Genomic DNA, 17,984 nt, shown 5'->3' on the forward strand with positions numbered 1-17,984 from the left:
GTTTTGCGTCGAAATTCGGTTTTTCCCCTAAAATTATTTTCCAGCCCGAACAACTAAACCAATCAAAAATTTCGGCAACGCCAACACTGTGAAGTATAATTTCAGTCTATTTCTGCCGTCAATCCCTGATTCGAGCCAATGTGACAAAGCTCAAAAATATAACTCCCCCTCAAAGCCATATAACCTCCGGTTTTGAGTTTTTATCCTGTTCCGCATAAACTTCATTTTGGGAGTGGAACCTAGGGAATTCTCCAAAGGATTGGTTACTGACAACACAGACGCACAGCAGTGGCCGCCTTGCAGCAAGGGAGAAAAATTCAGACAGTAGCGAGAATAGTAACTTGGATACCTCTTCAAACAAGCGTTTATCAGATTTAAAGTATGGCTTTAGATTCTTGGGAATCGTAAACACAAATTGCCAATGCGATAAATCCAACAGCAAGTCCTAAGCCAGGTATTCAGCATAGAGTAAGGTCCTCTTTTGGTTGCAGGATGGACAAAGATTGAAAACCTTGCACGAAAACGGCCTGAAGTAGGAATGACCACAATCTTCGTAACGGATACGAGCTACACCTTTTGACCAGTCGGCGAAACCAGTGAATTGCTCTAGGCGGTCAAGAATTGTCTGGGGTGGACTGGCATAGGCTTGGTACTGAGTAAGAGAATTGCGGACTATGGTCTGGATTACTCCTTCCCGATGGGGAATAAGTGTATATGCAGTCTGCACCAAACACATAGAGACAGTTACAAAACAATATGACTCTTCACTATTTTATATGGATAAGCATCTCAGCTTACCAGCGACCCGGTAAGTAATCTGTAAGCATATCCGGTCTTAATAGTCAGGTTCTCAGGATTTTTAAACCAAGATATAATTATTTTGTTTAAATCTTTTACTTCAATCTGTTCTCTCTGACGAGTTTCATCAACACCAACTCGATAGACCTGGAGAAAACCGGATTGTTCACGAGCCCAGGGAACTTCATGCATACAGGTATATTTTGTATTGAAAACAATCAAGGTAAATATCCAATTTTTTAGGCCAAGAATCGCCTGAAATATTTTTGCCTACCCACACGTTTGAGCGAAGAGCCCTAAAATTGTAAAAATTTATGGGATCCGAATTTCGTTCCTTAACACCTTCCGAACAAAACGGCCCGATTCGGAAAGGTCCGAATCTTTCCAATAGCCCTTTCCTTCCCGGTCAGCGTTGTACACCAGGGCGCCTGATTCTTCTCCCTTGTTATTGACCGACCAGTTAACCCAGGAAATCTTATGCTTTTTCAGGAATGAAAGCCACTCTTTGGATTTTTCCATATAAAAGCCGCCGCCCCCGGAAGCATCGGAGGTGCCCCATTCGGTTACAAAAAGAGGAAGTCCCTTAGCCAGCGCTTTCTCAGCTTTGGCTCGCAGTTCTTGTCCATGGGTCCCCGCGTAGAAATGGAGGGTATACATGATATTTTTCTGATTCTGTATGGGGTCCGCTGCAGCCACATCCACATCCTGACTCCAATTGGGGGTCCCCACAATGATGATATTATCCGGATCATACTGGCGAATTGCCGCAATTACTGCTTCCGCATAGGGCTTTATATTGCCCTGCCAGGTCACATCCTTACCGTTGGGCTCATTGCAGATTTCATAGATAATATGAGGGTACTTTCTATATTGCTGTGCTATATCTGTAAAAAACTCGATAGCCTTTGCCTGATACGCCTGGGGATTTTTATCACTGAGAACATGCCAGTCCACAATCACATAAACACCGAGCTTTAAAGCTGCTTCTATGGAACTGATGACCTTTTCTTTGATGACAGGGTTCTGGATATAACCTCCCTCGGTAAGATACATGGCCGCCCGCCATACCTGGATATTCCAGTCATCCCGGAGCCATCCTATGACATCCTCATTGGCATACTTGCCAGCCCACTGGAGACCAAAACTACTCATTCCCCGAAGCTGTATCGGTTTACCCCCTTCGGTGCATAGCTTGGTACCAATTACCTGCAATTGGCCGAAGCGTTCCACTACGGTCTTGCCATTTTTATCCACCGAAAGCTGAGTATCATCAATCCCACAGGCTGATATCAACATGACCATCAAACCAAGGATTCCAAACCATGCAGTGCGTTCTTTCATCATCCTACTTCCCCCATTATCGTTATAGGGGACCTCTAAAACTTCACTTTTTAGAGGCGCTCTATAATGATAAGGTCACATTTATTGAATATTTTCAAACAATGCACATTAGTTTAATCTACTTTAGGAGAAAGTCAAGCTAAGAATCGGTCATGAGCTATTCAAGATGCACTAAATAGACAAGCGAGGCTCGACCTTGGTCGAACTCTTTTTCTATAATACCAGATATGAGTAGCTCAATCAGTTCCGTAAAAGATCATCGGCTTGACCGGGAAGCAGGGGCCATTATATATCCTGTCATATCCCGCAGAGCCGGGGGCCTTTCGGTGGGCATTAACCTGTTTCCAGACCGGAAAACCTGCAGTTTTGACTGCCCCTACTGCGAGGTGTTTCCCTTCGAGATGGACCTAAAGTTTTCTCTTGCAGCCATGGAACAGGGACTGCGGAACCTGGCAGAAGAGCTCCAGACAGATCCCCCTGCGCATCCGGTTCGGGACATCTCGTTTTCCGGGAATGGGGAACCGACCCTGCATCCTGACCTTATTCCGGCCCTTACCCTAGCCGCCCGGTTGCGTCGCGAACTCTTTCAGGTTCATCAACCTGATGTAAAACTGGTGCTCATCACGAACGGCACGGGGCTCCTGGATACATCGATAGCAGCATTCCTCGCCCAGGCAGCCCGGGGTGAAATGCCTTATTTTGATGGCCCCTCTGAAGCCCTCGAGATATGGCTCAAGATTGATGCGGGAACCAAATTCTGGTATGAACAAATGAACCGTTCAGCACTACCCTTTGAGGCACTGAACGAAGCAATCGATGCCTTTGCCCGGCGGGCCCCCTTCATCATCCAGACTATGATCTGCAAGGTTGATGGACAGCTCCCGCCCGAGGAAGAGGTTACTGCCTGGGAAGGGCGGATACGACAGTTGGTGGAAGCCTCGCTTATAGAAGCACCACCCCACCCACCCTTGGCAGACGAATCATCTGCACCCACAGGTGGTAAGCACAGAACGGTTGGACCTCAGGCTATCCAGCTCTATGGAAAGGCTCGCCCTGCTCCGGAGGACCCGAAAACGGAACCCGTAGACGAGTCCTACCTTGCGGCTCGGCGGGCTTCCTTACTGAAAGCCCTCGCTCTCCATCATCTTCCGATAAATTTGTTTGTATAGGGTTATCTGGCCGCCTCATATTACTCTTTTTCCTCCCAAAAAGCACATCACGGCAATACTGCAGAAGTAAAAAAATGAGTATCATGATAAAAAAGAAAACTTGACCGATTAAATTGTCTGTACTATGCTAACTAAATCAACTTTGTTATAAGGGGTTTAATATGAAAAAATGTAGTATAGCGATTGCATTCCTTTATGTTCTACTGTTTGTTTCCTGTGCGACCAATAGCACTACTGCTAAGGATGATAGTACGATTGATTCTGTAGCGGTCGTTACCAAGAAAAACTTTGAACTGGATATGTATGCTGATGCCCCACAAAGTGTTCGCGATGCCATAGCCCGTTGTGATAGCCTTATTACACAAGCTAAATATGCATCTGCCCTTCGTGCTCTTTCTATAGATGAAGATCTGGGAAAAGATAAGGACTATATTATCTATAAGTGGACAGAAGTAATTACCAACTGGTTCAGTTTTAGCATGATGCATACTATGTTTGATATCAAGGACTTTAATAGTGAAGAAGAACTGTATGCCTATCGCCGCGACATTTCATATGGCAACAAAGAAATGAGTTTTAATTTAACCGTTGACTATACCGGACCCGAAGGTAAAATTGATGAATACGAAAAAATCTATGGCGAAACTCCAAGAACTAATCTGGCACGGGCTCAGTACTATTTTGACGTCTCGCAACGCTATAAAGATCAATGGTTAAAACCATATGATGAACTACTATCACTTGCATATGAAAATTACCGCAAAGCTATTAGCGCGAACTTTTACAATCTGAGGGCCCTTGAAAATTATGCCCAATCTGCTTTATTAACTAATCATTTTGAGGAAGCTTACAAAGGGTATAAAGATCTTGTAGAATATAGGCCAGAGTTTGGCAACTACTGGTATAATTTCGCCGTATCCAGTATGTAGGGCCTACTGAAAATGTCTAAAAATGATATTTCAAAACTTTTTTACGTTAAAATGGGTTTAATTTAGTATACTAAAACTTTCAAATATGATTTATGAGGTTTAAAACCAAGTAAAAATAAAAAGCGCATAAAAAGATCCCTCAGGATCTTTTCACAGTTGGTCAGCAATACACATACCATGATTGCTGTTTCACTAGTTTCGCGTAATTTTTCATAGATTGTACCAAGACCAAACTTTCGTTTCATATATCCAAAGCCACCTTCAATCGCTTGTCGAATGGCTTCGTCAAGTCTTTGAATCTTTCGTAGCTGTCGTACTATCTTTTTATTCTCTAATGTTTCTTTAATCGGTCTGCCTAAGGGTGGTCCAGACAATCGTATTCCTCGAGCTTCACAATAGGCTCGGTTTGCTCGTGTCCGATATATTTTATCGGCATGCACCGATTCCGGATATCGACCACATCGCCTCTTATATTTTTCTATTTGTGTTGGCAAATCTTCTTGTTCGTTATAGGGTTCCCATTGTAATCGATCTATAAAAATCATCCCGTGTTCGGTCATCGATGCTGATAGTTTTGCTCCGAATTCAAAGGCCGCTTTTGCTTTACCTCGGGCTATTGGTCGTACATGGGGTTGACTGATACTGACGATTTTTCCCGATATCGAATGGGTCTTTCCCTTATACATCTGTACCTGTTGCCGGTAAACCTCATGTATCACGATAAGATCACGTCGCTGTTTTGCACTCAACGTTGTACTGGGAACCTTGTTTTGTAATTCATTGATAGTCCGTAAATTACGTCGTATGTATTGGAGTTGGGTCCGAATCGCTCTGCGTATTTCTTTTTTTGTTCTTCGTCGCCCTCGTATAAAATTGAGATATTTGATACGGGCCTGTTTTCTATAGGTTCGTGGTTTTATGGTGAGCTCACTCGCTTCATATAACGTATCAATTATCTTTTCTGTTTTCCTTCGCGCTTCATCCAATAAAGTGACATCATGGGGATGCCGGATATCCTGGGGGACGCACGTGGCATCTATAATGAGTTGCCCTCGATTTCCATGATCATGGTCATCCTTTTGGTTTTCTTTGTTCTGTTTTTTTTCAGATTCTGCTTCTACCTGTTCTTGATACCGTTTCGCTATCAACTCATTTATCTGTGCTATTGCATCAGGTCCAAGCCGTTTTCGAAAATGAACCATCATGCTTGGATCAAAGGGTTTTTCATCTTTGTAAGATTCATATCCTAAAAAATATTGCAGGTAATGGTTCTCTCGTATTGTTTCTACCGTTTCTTCATCTGTTAATTGTAATTTCTCTTTTATCAATAATGATCCCAAGGCGAGCCGTACGGTCTTGGCTGTTCTTCCAATTCGTTTTGAAAAACATTTTTTATATTCAGCTTCTATCTCTTCCCATGGAATAATTGCGGCTAATCGTACCCATCGATTATCTTCTCGTAAATGTCCTCCGAAGGGTACATAAAAGTCTTCAAACTCAGGTACCTGTTCCTTTTCCTTATACATCGTTACCCCATAGTAAAGTGCACGCTTTTTAAGGCCTTACCCCTTTCTTCCGTGCACTTCTTATTGAGATTATCTCTGTATTTGCTTCTTTTGTAAAGAGTTGTTTGTTTTTCAGGAAGCCCTATGTATCTTGAACAGTATAATGAAGCAATAGACTATTGTAACAAAGCGATACAATACCCTGAAGAGAACAAAATATTTCAGATGGATGCATATATTTTGCTTTCTCATATTTATATAATTATTGGTAATACTAAAAAGGCAGAAGAGACTCTCATAAAACTTACCCATAACTATCCAGAAGACCCTTATGCTTTGCAGTTCTTTGGTCGTTTTTATTATAAATATGGTAACAATACAACTGATATCGACAAGGCTATCCATACCTTTAATGAATGTATCAGGATATCCTGGGAGCAATTCGGACGTGTTAATGAAATTTCAGATATTGTAAAATATCTGGTTTCAGCCGGTGACTTTGTCCGTTCTCATGCAATTTTGCAGAATACAAAAGCAATAGTGACATCGAACAATGAAGCATCAGGTATTGTATACTACTTTGATGCCCAGATATATGCCCTAGAAGGAAACAATACTGAAGCTAGAAAAACTGCAGAACAGGCTCAATATTACTTTAAAGAAGCTAATAATCCAGAAGCTCTCAAAGAATTGCGGAATTTTCTGGAATCGATCGGTCAGTAATATATAAAAGACGTTTAAAAACTTCTTTTTTTTAACGTCTACCATAGATGATAAACGCCTATAAAAAAATCAACGAATTTTTATTTAGAGGCGCCAACAATACATGTAACTAAGGTCCGGTAAAGTTACATTAGCCAGGGTAGAACCTTTTCTAGGTAGGGCTTCCTGAAAAACAAACAACTCTTTACAAAAGAAGCAAATACAGAGATAATCTCAATAAGAAGTGCACGGAAGAAAGGGGTAAGGCCTTAAAAAGCGTGCACTTTACTATGGGGTAACGATGTATAAGGAAAAGGAACAGGTACCTGAGTTTGAAGACTTTTATGTACCCTTCGGAGGACATTTACGAGAAGATAATCGATGGGTACGATTAGCCGCAATTATTCCATGGGAAGAGATAGAAGCTGAATATAAAAAATGTTTTTCAAAACGAATTGGAAGAACAGCCAAGACCGTACGGCTCGCCTTGGGATCATTATTGATAAAAGAGAAATTACAATTAACAGATGAAGAAACGGTAGAAACAATACGAGAGAACCATTACCTGCAATATTTTTTAGGATATGAATCTTACAAAGATGAAAAACCCTTTGATCCAAGCATGATGGTTCATTTTCGAAAACGGCTTGGACCTGATGCAATAGCACAGATAAATGAGTTGATAGCGAAACGGTATCAAGAACAGGTAGAAGCAGAATCTGAAAAAAAACAGAACAAAGAAAACCAAAAGGATGACCATGATCATGGAAATCGAGGGCAACTCATTATAGATGCCACGTGCGTCCCCCAGGATATCCGGCATCCCCATGATGTCACTTTATTGGATGAAGCGCGAAGGAAAACAGAAAAGATAATTGATACGTTATATGAAGCGAGTGAGCTCACCATAAAACCACGAACCTATAGAAAACAGGCCCGTATCAAATATCTCAATTTTATACGAGGGCGACGAAGAACAAAAAAAGAAATACGCAGAGCGATTCGGACCCAACTCCAATACATACGACGTAATTTACGGACTATCAATGAATTACAAAACAAGGTTCCCAGTACAACGTTGAGTGCAAAACAGCGACGTGATCTTATCGTGATACATGAGGTTTACCGGCAACAGGTACAGATGTATAAGGGAAAGACCCATTCGATATCGGGAAAAATCGTCAGTATCAGTCAACCCCATGTACGACCAATAGCCCGAGGTAAAGCAAAAGCGGCCTTTGAATTCGGAGCAAAACTATCAGCATCGATGACCGAACACGGGATGATTTTTATAGATCGATTACAATGGGAACCCTATAACGAACAAGAAGATTTGCCAACACAAATAGAAAAATATAAGAGGCGATGTGGTCGATATCCGGAATCGGTGCATGCCGATAAAATATATCGGACACGAGCAAACCGAGCCTATTGTGAAGCTCGAGGAATACGATTGTCTGGACCACCCTTAGGCAGACCGATTAAAGAAACATTAGAGAATAAAAAGATAGTACGACAGCTACGAAAGATTCAAAGACTTGACGAAGCCATTCGACAAGCGATTGAAGGTGGCTTTGGATATATGAAACGAAAGTTTGGTCTTGGTACAATCTATGAAAAATTACGCGAAACTAGTGAAACAGCAATCATGGTATGTGTATTGCTGACCAACTGTGAAAAGATCCTGAGGGATCTTTTTATGCGCTTTTTATTTTTACTTGGTTTTAAACCTCATAAATCATATTTGAAAGTTTTAGTATACTAAATTAAACCCATTTTAACGTAAAAAAGTTTTGAAATATCGTTTTTAGACATTTTCAGTAGGCCCTAGGTAGATAACTATATTAGCCAATGTAGTGAGGATTTGTTTTTTTTCTGTATTCGAACGGATGTTGACCTGTTAATTCCCGAAAAACTCTACCAAACTGGGTTAAACTACCAAAACCACAATGTTCAGCGATAAGATATATAGGCTTACGGGTTGTTGCAAGTAGCTGGCAAGCCCGCTGAATTCGAACATAGGAAAGGTATTCATGTAAATGAATCTGCGTCTCTTTATAAAAGAGTTTAGATACATATGCAGGGCTCAAAGCCACTATACGAGCTACCCTGTCAAGATCTATCATTTCTGTAAAATGTTCTTGAATCCATTCCATAATGGTATCTATACGAAAATCCGTCGAATGGTAGACCATGATTCCTTTTTCTTGCTCTGCATATCGACACACCCGAGATATCAAGATTGTCATATAGGCCCATACCGTTTCCATATACCAGCGATCTTTCTTTTCAAGCTCAGCCCCAATAGTGTTTAAAAGAACTTCTATTTCATAACGAGTTTTCTCTTCAAATTGTATAACTGGTTTATAGTGTTGAGCCCAACATGTATACAGAGGTACAAGAGGCATAAAAAGAGGATGATGAGGATCGATAATATAAAGATTATAGAGCTCACAGGTTTCAGACCCGCGATTAATCCCTCTGTGGAGGACACCTGGAGGTATGAGAGCCAGGGATCCTTCATTCATTCGGTATGTCGCATGTTGATGAAAAAAGGTCCGGGATCCAGAGACTACATACAATAATTCCCAAGAATTATGAAAATGCCGTTCAGGATTTGTAGTAGCCCTGGATTTTCGAATGAATCGAAGATTACAAACCGTATCTTCTATCCGAATATCTGTTTGAAGCATAACAATATATGAACAAATTTCTAGTTATTTGACAATAAATGAACACCTATTTTCTTGTTTTTTTGATACAAATTCTTTCATGCGTACATTATTATCTGTTAAAATAGATGCCATCACTGATCGCCATCGAAGCAAACGGGATTTTATTCTCCATGACAATTTATGGTCTGTGATCATACTCATCGGTCTTCCTCTGGTTTTCTATAACGGGTTAAGTCAAGTATTCAGTTTTATCGATACACTTATTGCCGCTTCTATGGGTCCCCGTATTGTGTCTATTATCTCTTTTATTTCTCAAATCCAATTGCTCTTTACAACGTTAAGTGCTGGTATTGGACTTGGTGGTGGTATCTTAATAGGTCGTGCAATTGGAGAACACAACACAGAAAAGGAATATCGTCTTATTGTAACACTTTCAATGATGATAGGCCTTCTAATACTTCTTACTGTAGGCCTCGCTATTCCTCTGGCTCCATGGATTTTATGGTTTTTTAAAATGCCAGCGGATCTTTTTGAACCTGGGCTCATTATGTTCAGGATAGAATTAAGCGGGTTAGTCTTTGTATTTCTAAATTCACTCTACTTTGCTATTCAACGAGCCCGGGGATATACGGGGAAAATATTCTCCTGGAATCTACTCATCCTCTCATTAAAACTAACAATAACTCTTTTTCTAGTATATGTTCTTGATATTGGTCCAATTTCTCTCTCGGTTGCATCATTTATTGCACAGGGGCTCGTTGCTTTGTTAGCTGTAGGAATATTCTTTGTACATGAGGGAGCTTCTTTTAAAACTATTATCCAGAAACACAAAACAGGATTTACAGAATGTAAAGAAATTATTCATCTTTCATTGCCAGTATTTCTTGAAAAATTCATATTTAATTATGGAAAGGCTGTCGTGAACGGAATGAGTGCAATCTATGGGAGCATGGCAATTGGAGCCCTTGGTGTTTCCAATCGCATAGGGGGTCTAGTCACTATGCCACCCATCGGATTTCAAGAGGCAGAAGCTACAATTATAAGCCAGAATTTAGGTAATAAGAATTATCGCCGCGCTTTTGACACCTTTAAAGTAACATGTATGATCAATATAGTTTTAGGTATTTTCTTTTTTATAGCAATGAGTATCTTCAAAAATGATCTTATTCAACTTTTTTCAAAAGGGGACCCTCTTTTTTCTCAAGAAATTGCAAAAGTCTATAACTATGAACGATATGCATCCATATTACTGGCTATTTCCAGTTCAGTCATGGGACTTTTATATGGCTTTGGATATACTCGTCTTTCTATGCTACTAAACCTTTTACGTCTTTTTGTATTCCGAATTCCACCACTTTGGTATTTTCAACATTTCACGAATATGAAGACAGAAGGCTTAGGAATCGCAATGATGATTAGTAATATGATGATGGGTATTAGTGCAATTGTGGGGGCCCTTTTTATTATTCAACGATGGCGAAAGGGTCTTATAAGGACTTCACACAATAAAAAATAGGGGCCTCTAAAACTGCAGTTTTAGAGGCTTCCAATAATTATTCTTTTATTGAACCAACAGTTACACCTTGAATAAAATATCGCTGTGCATAAGGGTAAATAAACAAGAAAGGTACTATGGTAACAACCACCGATGCATTTTTAACCATGTTTCCATATCCTATAATGGTAGGATCGTTCAGATTTTGTTCATTAAGAATTAATTCCCGTAATTTTACTTGGAAATTATATAAATCTGGTTTTGAAACATACATAACATAGGCAAAGAACTCATTCCAATATTGTACTGCAAAAAACAATCCGATAGAAGCCAGGGCTGCTCCCGATAGGGGGAGAACAATCCTGAAAAAAACCTGTGGTGGCGAAGCTCCATCAATTTCAGCAGATTCAAAAAGACTTACAGGGATTTGATCAAAAAAATTTTTCATTAAAAAAATATTAAATGCATTTACACTTGCAGGCAACAATACGGCCCAAAGAGTATTTGTCATTCCAAGATTTTTAAGTACTAAAAAAGTAGGAACAAGCCCACCATTAAAAATCATTGTTATAAATATAAAACGAGAAAAGAAACCTCGACCAATAAGATCTTTTTGTATTAAAACATATGCTGCAAGAGTCGTAATTACCAGGCCAAGAAAGGTACCACTAACGGTAGTAAATAAAGAGATTAATAATGGTCGGTATAAATTTTTGTTAGAAATAATAACACGATACGCTTCAAGGGATGGATTACGGGGCAGTAGATTAAGACCATACACCGCAGATCTATCCAGAGAATCAGATAGTACTTTTAAAATAGGAATAAGCATCAGTACTAATAATATAGCCATGAAGCATCCATTGCATATTCGAAACACATCCCGATTTATATAATGTTTGTTATGTAAAAAACCATGTTTCATAAGATTACCTCTTAGAATATTGATGATCCTCGAATCTTTTCATTTATTTTATTTGTCATAAGCACTAAAATCATACCAATAAAAGATCTAAAAAGACCAATAGCTGTTCCCATCCCATAATTTGCTTGCTGAATCCCCGTTCGATATGCAAATACTGAAATTACATCTGAGACCTTAAGCACATTTGAGTTCATCAATACAAATACAGATTCAAATATATTAAGGACCTTACCTAGATTTAATACAAACACAATTATAATTGTAGGAACTAACGATGGAAGTGTAATATAAAGAGCTTGCTTCCATTTTCCGGCTCCATCAATTTCAGCAGCTTCATATAACTCTGGATTAATACCTGAAAGGGCTGCCAGGTAAATTATTGTTCCCCAACCAGTCTCTTTCCAACGACCTATAAATAGATATATAGGAGTCCACCAGGTTTCTTCTGCTAAAAAATAAATTCGTTCATACCCCATGCTGGAAAGGAAATTATTTATAAGTCCACCCTGAGGTGATAAGATTATTGTAAATATTGATGCAACCACTACCCATGAAAGAAAGTGTGGTAAATACAAAATACTTTGAATAAATGATTTAAATTTTCTACTTTCTATTTCATTGAGCAGTAATGCAATAGAAACAGAAATTAATGTCCCCAAAACAAGATTGGACAAACTCAGAAATATGGTATTATATACAGATCTCCAAAAATTAACTGATCGTATTCCAAAAAAGAGATCTATAAAATTAGTAAAACCAACAAATTTAAATTTAAAGGGTGTAAAATCAAAAAAAGCTAACAATACACCAATCATGGGAAGATAACAAAACAAAATAGCAAAAATAAAAACCGGTGCAAACATTATATAATACATTCGGTCATGAGAAATCTTTCTGAAAGCGCCCTGGAGTGTCATGGTCTGCTGTTTCATAAAATACCATCTTCCTTTAAAAATAGGTAAGAATAAAAACCGGCGTCTATTTTTATAGAACACCGGTTTAAAAACGTCTATCGTGATGATAATATTAATAGTACTTTTATGGATCTATTTTCTGAAGCTCTTCAAGAATTGCATCTACATATTTTTGAGAATCTTTTTGATACTGAGCTAGACCTTCATCAATAGTTAATGTTCCATATACCATTTTTGTTACATAATTAGCCTTAATCGTATTGAGTTCTGGTAATAACTGGCTAATAACATCCGATGAGGGGAATACTTTATATGAAACTGCATCTTTCTGAAATATTTCCAATGAATTGGTAATACGCTCATCAGAAGGTTTCCATGCGGGATTCCAGCTAAACACAGGGATTTCAGGGCTAAACCATGCCTTTACAAAGGGTTTTGCAGGATCCTGAATGGAAGGAAGGAATTGAATCATTCCATCTTTAATCTCATAGGTTTTTCCCTCTACCCCAAAGGTTGCAAAAGTCTGCCCTTTCTCACCATCAAGAAGGAATTCTATAAAATATTTAAATACTGCTTCGGGGTTCTTACAAGATTTGCTGATAGCAAGTACCGTTGCAGGTCGTTCAATATACTTTGTTTCCTTAATAGCAGGAATAGGGGTAACCTTAGCTTGTGGTTTATTTTTTTCTATATTGAGAGCAAGATTGCGATTCCAGGTTCCAGCCCAATAATTAAAAACACCAACCACACCAGAATAAAATTTATCTCGACATGTCGAGGTTTTATTGGTAATGATTTCTTTATCAATAAGGCCCTCTGCATAGGCTTCTCGCATTCGTTTAAGAGCTGCAACCATGGATTGATCACTCATTCCATCAATCCATTTTCCGTTTTTCTTTATAAAATCTGGACTTGCATCCTGGTAAAATTCTCTTAAATAGATGTCCAGCGGATATTCAGAATTCACAAGGCCAGCCGCCGTGAGAGGGATAACCTTATCTTGCGCAAGCCCATCAGGATTTTTATTTTTAAAGAGTCTCAGCATATTGATAAATTCATCGTAGGTCTTCGGTACTTCAAGCCCTAGTTTTTCTAGCCAATCGCCCCGCACATAGGTCACCGTACCATTACCACGATCATAGGGAATTCCGTATAGCTTACCATTTACTTTAATAGCTTCTATGATTCCCGGATCCTTTATACGATCCTTGAGTGAAGACTTTTCATATAATTCGGTTAAATCGTACAAAGAGCCATTCGCAGCATATGAGGCATATGCATAACTCCCCAGCAATACAACATCGGGAACATCGCCAGTAGAAAAAGCAAGATTCAATTTTTGGTAATACTCATTATGAGCTGGCTGATTCACCACAAGGTCAATACCAGTAAGTTCCTTATACCCTTGAACTAGAACGTCTTGACCATTTTCCTTGGGTAGAAAAGTACCATCTACCATCAATGAAATAGAAACAGGCTTTTCGACTTTCTTTGCATCAGATGCTTTTTTGCCGCATCCTGCAAACATGAATACAGTGATAACAAGTAAGGCAGGTATAATTCGTTTATACATCATACATACTCCTTTGAATAAAATAGGTATTTTATCGTATCTAATTTTTTTCTGATAATGCCGACCACTTTTAGAATTAAACCGTCTTTTTATATTTTTACCTCGACCCGTTCAATATCGCTCCATCCTTCTACAGAATCCCTATTCATTGAAATCGAAAAAAGTCCAAAACGACCTCCCACCCAACGACCTGGCTCTACAGAGAAGGGCTCTCCAATTGGTTCAAAGGGGTTAGAATTTCGAGTAAAATACCAACGTCCATGAGCAAGCGTATCGACTGTTACGCGAAGTGTGATTGGGAAAGGAGAACTATCATATACCTTACAAATATTGAAACTATCCTTGCTTTCTTTAGAGCCCTGACCACACACAACCTTATATTGGGAATTCTCTTTAAGAACACCAATATAATAATAGGTGTCACCACATACTATCAGCCCTGACAATACATCATCTCCATAACTATCAAGGAAGACCACGTCCACTATAAATGAAGGGGCAGGAAATTTCTGTGTTATAATATTCGGGTATGTATATAACCAAAAGGTATCACCTGGGCATGGTTTAGCAAAAAGCCGTAAACAACTGTTTTTCGCAATCAGCGAGTAGGCTGGCACAAGCGGGTTACCTTCCCATTGCCATTGTAAGGAAAGCTCTGAGTTATCAAAATCATCACTCAATCCGGTATGATAAGATGGATTATTATCAGTGTAGATTGGTACATGATAATAGGTTACTGGTTCACCTATACCATCATGATTTTGGTCTACCCCAATAAGAGGCCAATCGTTAATCCATTGAACCGGTTGAAGATGCCAGATTCGACCATAGGCATCCCTATCTTGAAAATGAATAAACCAACCGGTTCCATCTTCTAAGGCTACATAGGCTCCTTGATGGGGGCCATTTATTTCTGTATCCCCCTGATGTAATACAATCCGTTCTTCGTATGGGCCCCAAATCGATTTTGCACGGAGAACGGTCTGCCATCCGGGTTTAACACCACCAGCAGGCGCAAATATATAATAATAGCCATTACGCTTATAGAGTTTTGGCCCTTCAATAGTAGGTTGAGTTTGGGTTCCATCGAATATTACAACCCCATCACCAAGCAGTGCTGAAGCATCTTCTTTCATCTGGAAAAGTTGAAGTTTGCTTTTTATCCCACAACGGCTCTTCGCAAAAGCATGTACCAAATAAGCTGTACCATCATCATCCCAGAAAGGACAGGGGTCAATCCATCCTTGTACTGTATGTATACAATGAATAGGACTCCAAGGGCCATGAGGATGTTTAGCTCTTGTCATAAAGATGCCCTCATCGGGCATACTAAAAAAAATCCAGAACCAACCATCATGATAGCGCAAACTGGGAGCCCATACTCCATCTCCATGTCGGACAGGCCCATCATAATACAGGGGTAAACGGGGAATAGCATAGGAGACAAGATGCCAGTGTACAAGGTCATCCGATTCAAGAACAGGAAGTCCCGGGGTATGAACAAAACTACTTGCGGTTCCAAAAAAACGGTCTCCAACTCGAATAACATCAGGGTCAGAATAGTCTGCAAAAAGTATAGGATTTCTGTATTCAGTCGAAGAATACATAGGACTCCATAGTTCTTGAATATCCACAGAACCCATTATTAGCTCCTAAGGTATCATAGTTTTAAACGTTTTTTTTACATGCATCGCTAGTATACAGGGGTTATCATAAACCTATTATGATGCATTATTCCGGCTTTCTTTTTTACTTTACCGGGCACCTATATCGTAGTATTCCTAATTTTAAGCGTTATAATCCATCACCAAGCTCTAGCTGTATATGGTATAGTTATTCATATGAAAAGGCTCCCAACCTACACTAATCCTGTCTATCCAGGGTTTCACCCTGACCCATCGGTGATTCGGGTTGGGCATGATTTTTACATGGTCAATTCTACGTTTCATTATTATCCTGGGATTGTGATTTCCCACTCCAGGGATCTGGTACATTGGAACGCTATTGGACATGTTTGGACCCGCAATGATTGGCTAGATATACGGCATCTGCTAGATGGCAGGGGATTCTGGGCCCCAGACATTTCTTACCATAATGGTACTTTTTATATATTTGTTACGCTCAGACTTAACGAAATACAGAGCAATAGAGAACCATCTCAGATCATACGACGACAAATGATTGTCACAGCTTCCAATCCTGAAGGGCCCTATTCATACCCTCATTTTATTGATGTAGATGGAATCGATCCTTCTCATTTTGTTGATGACGACGGAAAACACTACATGCTCCTCAATCCAGCGGTCCGTCTCATTCCTTTAAATGATGACTGTTCTGCCATTACAGGTGAAATTAAAACCATCTGGGAAGGATCTGGCGGTCGTATCCCTGAGGGGCCGCATCTTTTTAAAAAGGATGGCTGGTATTACCTTATTACAGCTGAAGGCGGTACAGGCTACAACCATCAAATTGGATCAGGACGTTCCCGATCCCTTTATGGTCCTTATGAAAGTAATCCATACAATCCCATACTTAAACAGCAAGATCCTACCGCTCCGCTACAACGTTGCGGACATGGGAAATTTGTTGAGGCCCCAGATGGCTCTTGGTGGGTTTTATATCTTTGTGGTCGGCCGATCACCGCAACAATTAACGGTTTGGAAAACAACCGGTTTTGTATTTTAGGTCGTGAAACAGCCCTCGACCCTGTTTCCTGGACCGCTGAGGGCTGGCCAGTTATCAATGGGGGCAAAGGTCCCAGTCTAAGTAACCAGGTACCTCAATTACCATGGACACCTTCATCACCACATATTCGAGATGAATTTGATGACCAGGTACTCAATATCCAGTGGTATACCCCACGAAATCCAGATCCTTCGGCATACTCACTTGTCGATCGCCCAGGCTTTCTTCGCCTTTATTGTCGGAGTACACCATTAAACGAATTGGGAGCTCGGCCTATACTACAACGAGAAACAAGCCTTAATTCAGAAACCCGTTGTTGTATACATTTTACTCCACAAAATCCTGGGGAAACCGCAGGCATAACTGCATACTATGATACAAAAACCCACATTATTTGTGGAAGACGTCGCACCCTTTCTGGGTATTCTCTTGTTGTAGAAGATTACCGCGGAAGCTCCTATATTACTTACGCCGAATATCCTGAAGAAATGACCACCATTTCTCCTATCCTGTATCTCTGTCTTAAAACCAATTGCCTGGAACGACGTTTTTTCTATTCTTACGATGGAGAAACATGGATTGAATTAGCTACTATTTCTAATGCATATCATCTGTCTGATGAAGGATATACGGGCCCTTATACCAAACGTTTTACAGGATCTATGGTTGGGATGTTTGCTTATAACGGTGGAAACGCAAGTACAACATCGGTCGATTTTGATTGGTTTGAATATATACCAAAAGATATATGTTAATTAACGGAATAAATAAGCAGGGGATTACGGATCTTGAAAAACCATTACCAGTTTTCTATGAGTCACTCCTAAACCGAATGTCCTTTACGCTTGGTTGGAAACATGATATCGATTTTGATACATGGATAACCAGGGCCCTCGAAAAGGCACGGGATTTTATCATTCCCTGGGAAGACAAAACTCCCTTTGAAATGGAATTTCTTGAATCTGTAAATCGTGGCAAGTATACAACTCATAAAGTAGTTTTCAATATTACCAGTGACAGTAGAGTACTTGCATATGTACTTATTCCACACGGAACATCTCCTTTTCCGGCTGCCCTTTTACTCCACGATCATGGGAGCAAATTTGACATAGGGAAAGAAAAACTTGTTGAACCCTGGGGGGATACTGACAAGATTGATTCAAGCCGTCAGTGGGTAAATAGGTTGTATAGCGGACGATATATAGGGGATGAACTTGCGAAGCGTGGTTTTGTCGTTCTCAGTTTTGATGCTTTAGGATGAGGTGATCGTTCA

The 17,984-nt window shown here is 39.8% G+C and carries 15 protein-coding genes and 1 pseudogene; 7 read left to right on the forward strand and 9 right to left on the reverse strand.

The genetic code is table 11. From position 1 onward, the window contains the following. Positions 1–232: 232 nt before the first annotated feature. From SPICA_RS15925 to SPICA_RS12400, 3 genes and pseudogenes are all read right to left on the reverse strand, one after another. A pseudogene (locus SPICA_RS15925) lies at positions 233–736 on the reverse strand (transposase zinc-binding domain-containing protein); the annotation flags it as partial. 53 nt (positions 737–789) lie between these two features. After that, a complete protein-coding gene (locus tag SPICA_RS12395) occupies positions 790–990 on the reverse strand; it encodes a hypothetical protein (RefSeq protein ID WP_013969832.1) in 201 nt (66 codons plus the stop codon). Between the two features lie 120 nt (positions 991–1,110). Further along, complete coding sequence (locus tag SPICA_RS12400) at positions 1,111–2,142, reverse strand: glycoside hydrolase family 5 protein (RefSeq protein ID WP_156789677.1); 1,032 nt, start codon at positions 2,140–2,142, stop codon at positions 1,111–1,113. A gap of 224 nt (positions 2,143–2,366) precedes the next feature. On the opposite strand from SPICA_RS12400, the gene SPICA_RS12405 reads away from it, so the two are divergent. Both SPICA_RS12405 and SPICA_RS12410 read left to right on the forward strand, forming a co-directional pair. After that, entirely contained in the window at positions 2,367–3,308 is a 942-nt protein-coding gene (locus SPICA_RS12405; RefSeq protein WP_013969834.1) for a radical SAM protein, read from the forward strand. 161 nt (positions 3,309–3,469) lie between these two features. Next, entirely contained in the window at positions 3,470–4,237 is a 768-nt protein-coding gene (locus SPICA_RS12410) for a hypothetical protein (protein ID WP_013969835.1), read from the forward strand. Positions 4,238–4,299: 62 nt separating this feature from the next. On the opposite strand, the gene SPICA_RS12415 is transcribed toward SPICA_RS12410, so the two are convergent. Next, on the reverse strand, positions 4,300–5,763 hold the full coding sequence (locus SPICA_RS12415) for an IS5 family transposase (RefSeq protein ID WP_013967564.1): 1,464 nt from the start codon (positions 5,761–5,763) through the stop codon (positions 4,300–4,302). 123 nt (positions 5,764–5,886) lie between these two features. Between SPICA_RS12415 and SPICA_RS12420 the strand changes: the two genes are divergently transcribed. Further along, positions 5,887–6,465: a tetratricopeptide repeat protein gene (locus SPICA_RS12420; RefSeq protein WP_013969836.1), complete on the forward strand. Its 579-nt coding sequence runs from the start codon at positions 5,887–5,889 to the stop codon at positions 6,463–6,465. A gap of 280 nt (positions 6,466–6,745) precedes the next feature. Then, positions 6,746–8,209, forward strand: a complete 1,464-nt coding sequence (locus SPICA_RS12425) for an IS5 family transposase (protein WP_013967564.1) — start codon at positions 6,746–6,748, stop codon at positions 8,207–8,209. A gap of 79 nt (positions 8,210–8,288) precedes the next feature. On the opposite strand, the gene SPICA_RS15015 is transcribed toward SPICA_RS12425, so the two are convergent. Then, entirely contained in the window at positions 8,289–9,137 is an 849-nt protein-coding gene (locus tag SPICA_RS15015; RefSeq protein WP_013969837.1) for an AraC family transcriptional regulator, read from the reverse strand. Positions 9,138–9,216: 79 nt separating this feature from the next. Here SPICA_RS15015 and SPICA_RS12435 point away from each other — a divergent pair, with 79 nt between their 5' ends. Continuing rightward, positions 9,217–10,635 (forward strand): MATE family efflux transporter, encoded by a 1,419-nt coding sequence (locus SPICA_RS12435; RefSeq protein WP_013969838.1) that lies wholly within the window; start codon positions 9,217–9,219, stop codon positions 10,633–10,635. 37 nt (positions 10,636–10,672) lie between these two features. Here the strand turns inward: SPICA_RS12435 and SPICA_RS12440 are convergent, their stop codons facing one another. The 4 genes from SPICA_RS12440 to SPICA_RS12455 all read right to left on the reverse strand — a co-directional run bounded on the left by SPICA_RS12440 (position 10,673) and on the right by SPICA_RS12455 (position 15,669). Further along, positions 10,673–11,467, reverse strand: coding sequence for a carbohydrate ABC transporter permease (locus SPICA_RS12440; RefSeq protein WP_215904893.1), 795 nt, complete (start codon positions 11,465–11,467; stop codon positions 10,673–10,675). 83 nt (positions 11,468–11,550) lie between these two features. Then, on the reverse strand, positions 11,551–12,471 hold the full coding sequence (locus SPICA_RS12445; protein ID WP_013969840.1) for an ABC transporter permease: 921 nt from the start codon (positions 12,469–12,471) through the stop codon (positions 11,551–11,553). 106 nt (positions 12,472–12,577) lie between these two features. Further along, positions 12,578–14,029: an extracellular solute-binding protein gene (locus SPICA_RS12450; RefSeq protein WP_013969841.1), complete on the reverse strand. Its 1,452-nt coding sequence runs from the start codon at positions 14,027–14,029 to the stop codon at positions 12,578–12,580. Between the two features lie 86 nt (positions 14,030–14,115). Beyond that, positions 14,116–15,669 (reverse strand): glycoside hydrolase family 43 protein, encoded by a 1,554-nt coding sequence (locus SPICA_RS12455; protein WP_013969842.1) that lies wholly within the window; start codon positions 15,667–15,669, stop codon positions 14,116–14,118. A gap of 198 nt (positions 15,670–15,867) precedes the next feature. Here SPICA_RS12455 and SPICA_RS12460 point away from each other — a divergent pair, with 198 nt between their 5' ends. Both SPICA_RS12460 and SPICA_RS15020 read left to right on the forward strand, forming a co-directional pair. After that, positions 15,868–17,466 (forward strand): glycoside hydrolase family 43 protein, encoded by a 1,599-nt coding sequence (locus SPICA_RS12460; RefSeq protein ID WP_013969843.1) that lies wholly within the window; start codon positions 15,868–15,870, stop codon positions 17,464–17,466. Next, positions 17,460–17,972, forward strand: coding sequence for a dienelactone hydrolase family protein (locus tag SPICA_RS15020; RefSeq protein WP_052296380.1), 513 nt, complete (start codon positions 17,460–17,462; stop codon positions 17,970–17,972). Before SPICA_RS12460 ends, SPICA_RS15020 begins: the two co-directional genes overlap by 7 nt. The last annotated feature ends 12 nt before the right edge of the window (positions 17,973–17,984 follow it).

It is taken from the genome of Gracilinema caldarium DSM 7334 (assembly GCF_000219725.1).
In the GTDB taxonomy this organism is placed as follows: domain Bacteria; phylum Spirochaetota; class Spirochaetia; order Treponematales; family Breznakiellaceae; genus Gracilinema; species Gracilinema caldarium.

Bases quoted from the DNA above. Each gene is read 5' to 3' on its own strand.
- SPICA_RS15020 (WP_052296380.1), top strand. From the start codon at position 17,460: ATGTTAATTAACGGAATAAATAAGCAGGGGATTACGGATCTTGAAAAA.
- SPICA_RS12440 (WP_215904893.1), bottom strand. From the start codon at position 11,467: ATGGCTATATTATTAGTACTGATGCTTATTCCTATTTTAAAAGTACTA.
- SPICA_RS12455 (WP_013969842.1), bottom strand. From the start codon at position 15,669: ATGGGTTCTGTGGATATTCAAGAACTATGGAGTCCTATGTATTCTTCG.
- SPICA_RS12420 (WP_013969836.1), top strand. From the start codon at position 5,887: ATGTATCTTGAACAGTATAATGAAGCAATAGACTATTGTAACAAAGCG.
- SPICA_RS12450 (WP_013969841.1), bottom strand. From the start codon at position 14,029: ATGATGTATAAACGAATTATACCTGCCTTACTTGTTATCACTGTATTC.
- SPICA_RS15015 (WP_013969837.1), bottom strand. From the start codon at position 9,137: ATGCTTCAAACAGATATTCGGATAGAAGATACGGTTTGTAATCTTCGA.
- SPICA_RS12460 (WP_013969843.1), top strand. From the start codon at position 15,868: ATGAAAAGGCTCCCAACCTACACTAATCCTGTCTATCCAGGGTTTCAC.
- SPICA_RS12400 (WP_156789677.1), bottom strand. From the start codon at position 2,142: ATGATGAAAGAACGCACTGCATGGTTTGGAATCCTTGGTTTGATGGTC.
- SPICA_RS12445 (WP_013969840.1), bottom strand. From the start codon at position 12,471: ATGAAACAGCAGACCATGACACTCCAGGGCGCTTTCAGAAAGATTTCT.
- SPICA_RS12405 (WP_013969834.1), top strand. From the start codon at position 2,367: ATGAGTAGCTCAATCAGTTCCGTAAAAGATCATCGGCTTGACCGGGAA.
- SPICA_RS12435 (WP_013969838.1), top strand. From the start codon at position 9,217: ATGCGTACATTATTATCTGTTAAAATAGATGCCATCACTGATCGCCAT.
- SPICA_RS12425 (WP_013967564.1), top strand. From the start codon at position 6,746: ATGTATAAGGAAAAGGAACAGGTACCTGAGTTTGAAGACTTTTATGTA.
- SPICA_RS12410 (WP_013969835.1), top strand. From the start codon at position 3,470: ATGAAAAAATGTAGTATAGCGATTGCATTCCTTTATGTTCTACTGTTT.
- SPICA_RS12415 (WP_013967564.1), bottom strand. From the start codon at position 5,763: ATGTATAAGGAAAAGGAACAGGTACCTGAGTTTGAAGACTTTTATGTA.
- SPICA_RS12395 (WP_013969832.1), bottom strand. From the start codon at position 990: ATGCATGAAGTTCCCTGGGCTCGTGAACAATCCGGTTTTCTCCAGGTC.